This window comes from Paenibacillus sp. LT-B23 (genome assembly GCF_059417685.1).
In genome coordinates, this window is sequence record NZ_JBSQBM010000055.1 from 1 (window position 1) to 3,860 (window position 3,860).

The 3,860-nt window shown below is 39.7% G+C and carries 3 protein-coding genes and 1 pseudogene; 1 reads left to right on the top strand and 3 read right to left on the bottom strand.

The features are described 5' to 3' along the window. Window positions 1-1,276, top strand: a 1,276-nt coding sequence (locus ACWXW9_RS28850; RefSeq protein ID WP_494932189.1) for a recombinase family protein, incomplete at its 5' end; no start/stop codon positions are given. 29 nt (window positions 1,277-1,305) lie between these two features. Here the strand turns inward: ACWXW9_RS28850 and ACWXW9_RS28855 are convergent. The 3 genes and pseudogenes from ACWXW9_RS28855 to ACWXW9_RS28865 form a co-directional block, all read right to left on the bottom strand. Next, the gene (locus ACWXW9_RS28855) at window positions 1,306-1,593 is read right to left on the bottom strand and encodes a hypothetical protein (protein WP_494932190.1); all 288 of its coding nucleotides are present in this window, start codon (window positions 1,591-1,593) and stop codon (window positions 1,306-1,308) included. A 167-nt stretch (window positions 1,594-1,760) separates the two neighbouring features. Next, complete coding sequence (locus tag ACWXW9_RS28860; RefSeq protein WP_494932191.1) at window positions 1,761-2,285, bottom strand: hypothetical protein; 525 nt, start codon at window positions 2,283-2,285, stop codon at window positions 1,761-1,763. Window positions 2,286-2,290: 5 nt separating this feature from the next. After that, a pseudogene (locus ACWXW9_RS28865) lies at window positions 2,291-3,860 on the bottom strand (hypothetical protein); the annotation flags it as partial.

The following is a 3,860-nucleotide window of genomic DNA, read 5'->3' on the forward strand; positions in this document are numbered from 1 at the left end:
AGATTTATTGAAATATGTACGAGAACTCAAAAGTCTCGGAGTCGCCGTATTCTTTGAACGGGAGAATATTAATACACTCGATACCACAGGCGAAGTACTGCTGACCATCCTGAGTTCCCTTGCCCAAGATGAGAGTCGAAATATTTCTGAAAATAGTCGATGGGGGATACTGCGCGGCTTTCAAAACGGTAAAGTCTTCTGCAACACGAATCGCTTCCTTGGCTACGATAAGGACGAGCAGGGGGAACTGGTGATTAACGAGCCTGAAGCAGAGATTGTACGCAGGATATATGAGGAATATTTAGATGGGAAAAGTTATCAGGCGATAGCCAGAGGTTTGATGCGAGACCACATTAAAACAGTCACGGGTGGCGATACGTGGTGGGATTCCTCCATTACATTAATACTGACCAATGAGAAATATTACGGAGCTTTGCTTCAGCAAAAGACGGTAACGGTAGATTTTCTAACCCACAAACGAATAAGGAATAAAGGACAGGAGCAGCAATATTTAATTGAGAACAACCATGAACCGATTGTATCCAAGGAACTATTTGAAGCGGTGCAAAAGGAAAAGGAACGGAGGGCCAAGCTAAAAGGTAATGTGATGGGGGAGAGTAAAAGATACTCCAGTAAATATGCACTCAGTAGCAAAGTATATTGTGGATGCTGTGGGGCCATTTTTAAACGCCGAACCTGGAACAGCAATAATCCATCCAAAAAAGTGGTATGGCAATGCAAAACGTATGTCAATGAAGGTAAAGCAGCCTGTGATGCCAAATCAGTCGACGAACAAGTTTTACATTCCGCGTTTGTACGATTGTTCAATCGGATGTATGAGAATAAGGAAAGATTTATTAAAACGCTGAAAGCCAATATTGAATCGGTACTTTCCAGCAGAGTAAGGCAAGAACCGCTATTGGATATCGAAGGACAGATGCAACAATTGAAATCCGACTTGAAGGAATTAGTGAATCTCAAACTACGGAATCAGATGGATGAGACGGTATATGATGAAGAAACGAACAGACTTTCCAATGAACTCAACGAGCTACGACAACAGAAGCTGACACTGGAGCAGGAGCATGAGCAAAAGGCACAACTTAAGGAACGTGTAGATGAAATTATACAAATTCTAAGCTTGCGGAAAGATATACTGGAACAATTTGATGATAACCTATTTAATGCGTTGGTGGAGAAGATCATGATTCTCTCACCAGCGCATTTTGTTTTTACCTTGAAAAGTGGAATGGACATAGACGAAATACTGGACTAACGAAGTCATAGGATAACATTATCAGTAGGCTAACGAGTAACTGTGGGTTGTATGACGGGAAGGATCAATCGAATCCCGTCTTTCACTCCTTCCATATAGATGGATTGTTTGTCCTGACTTAGCTGATAGCCTATGGCTTCTTCCCATTCGGATAGCAGCTGTTGAATATCACCGTTTTGATTCATTTTGAATTGATCCATTTGAGTGAATAGATTTTTGTCCTCAGATGAATATGAAGCCTGTTGTTCGCTGCAAAGTTCTAATTGATAAAAACGTTGGCGTAATGCTTCGAGAAACCAATCTGGCCAATTTGACATAGCGTATTATCCCTCCCGTTTGTTGAAGTGTGTGTATGTTAACTCTGATGGGGAGGGATGGCAAGTTATTGTTTCATATAAAAGCTCATTCCCACTCATGATTCAAGTAGGAGTAAGCTTTTGAAAGTTTAATATTAAGGTACACATAAACCTATTCAATTTCTATGTTACAGAATTTTAGATAATTTTGTACCATCAAACTTGTGACCCCATCCTCTATTTTCTTCTATAGAAAATTTTAGGAATGGATCGATGCTTGGCAATGGAAAGTTGTAATCTATCATGAACTTAATAATTCTCTCCAAAGATTTCAAACTGCTTTCGCCGTATCCTTCGATTACAGTATAAGTATGACTGATACCAAGATCATAAATTCCTCGTAGTAAGGCATCCACTGATCCATCAATATTTTGATATAAGCTATACAAATATATGAATTCATCTTTACTCAGCCGCTCAAACTCTTCCTCCTCATATGTTTTAAACTCCGTTAAATTCTCAGGGATTAATTCAACAACTATATCATTCCAATCATCTAAGTATTGGATACTAGTGAATTCCCATAAATAATTCAAAACGATTCTCCAATCATTAACATCATATTTCAAGGCTATTATAGCGTTCTCAAAACAGCTAACTCCATATGCAACTCTACCTCTCATTGAAATATGCTTAAATTTTTCCACATCCATTATCACTAGTCTCCTTTATACCACCCGGTTAGTGCGTCAGCAACATTTCCTTTAAAAGTAAATGTACAGTTTTCGCAAGCTATTTTTGCTGATCCAAACTCGTTTGGCGTTGTTTTAATAGTGTATATATATAAATCATTCACATTAGCCTTTTGGTTTAGCGCTTGATTCACTGCATCTACTTCTGCACAATTTCCTACTGAATATTCATTAAGAGAATCTTTTGGTAATAATCCTGGTTTGTCTTTGCTTCCAAATAAAATTGTATTCTTCTTATCTCCACTAAGCTGTATACCTTTATTCATTCCATAATAATATTTTCCTGTTCTTGCGTCATAGGCTACAGCAGCTGTATTGAAATTATCCATTTTTCTTTTTGAAGGAGCAAGCTTTTTCTGCATACTTGACCATTCAGTTGCAGCATCAAGTAATTTTTTATCAGAAGGTAACTTAGGCTTACCACTAGCTGTTCCCTCAGTTTTCGGTGCTTCTATAGGTTTGGAAGGTGCAGGCTTTCCGATTGGCGGTTCTTTAACGGTAGACTTTGGAACTTTAATTGATTTAGAAGGTATCTTTATATTCCTGCCAAATTTAGCACCGTATAAACTTCCTACCATCTGAAATTCAGAAAATACGCTACTTACAATAATCGCATTTGCCTGCCATTTTGGTATTTCTTTGCCTGTCCAATAGTTCTTTCCTTCTTTAGCTGCTTTAATCTGTTCTACGAAAATATCCACATTTTCTGGTTCGTGATGTAATTTGATTTCTCCATTTTTGATAGCTTCGTTATAGGCAAGAGAAGCTTGTGCAGCTTTCTGATCGGTAACTCCATTTTTACTGAGGACCCACATAGTACCCATAAATTTTTTATCATACTCATCAAAATTATAGGATACTTTGGCTTTTTCAGCTGCCATGTAGCTGTCATAATTGGCTCTCCAGCGTTGTCTTAGATCTACAGGGATCTGCTGATATGCATGAACCATGGCATTAGACTCTTTCAGCAGGTTCTTAACCAGCTCTAATGGGCCACCGGAATTAGCTATATGACGCGCACTTGTATATGCTTTTCCTAATATCCATTTGCTATAGTAGGCTTGTCTTGCTTGCTCATGCTCATATTGACTGATTAGTCCTTGGAGTGCTAAACCAGCCAAGTGTTTGAGTGGGTGCAACCCTGTTTCTTTACTGCCTCCAACCGTTGGCGTTCCCTTGCTACGAATAGGGATGGCTCCAGTTGCTTGTAACACCGTTGCCGCCACTTTACCTGCTGGCCCACCCACCGTATTCAACATCACACTGGCTACGTTCCCAACTACGGGAATGGAACCTAACAGCTTGGATACCGTTCCCATCAAGGCATTCGCCTGTTGAAGTGCTGCTGGAGTTGTAACTTTTGCTTTAGGAGTAGAGGCTTGGCTGCTAGATGAATCCTTTGCTGCTGATTGGGCTGCTTCATAAGCTTTTATGCTCATCAATGGTGGCTCAGGCACAGGAGGGAGGTCAGCTACAAAAACGGGAGCTTTCACCGTACCTTCCTGATATATCACTGGAGACTTGGTATCTGTCTCA

Bases quoted from the DNA above. Each gene is read 5' to 3' on its own strand.
- ACWXW9_RS28855 (WP_494932190.1), bottom strand. From the start codon at position 1,593: ATGTCAAATTGGCCAGATTGGTTTCTCGAAGCATTACGCCAACGTTTT.
- ACWXW9_RS28860 (WP_494932191.1), bottom strand. From the start codon at position 2,285: ATGGATGTGGAAAAATTTAAGCATATTTCAATGAGAGGTAGAGTTGCA.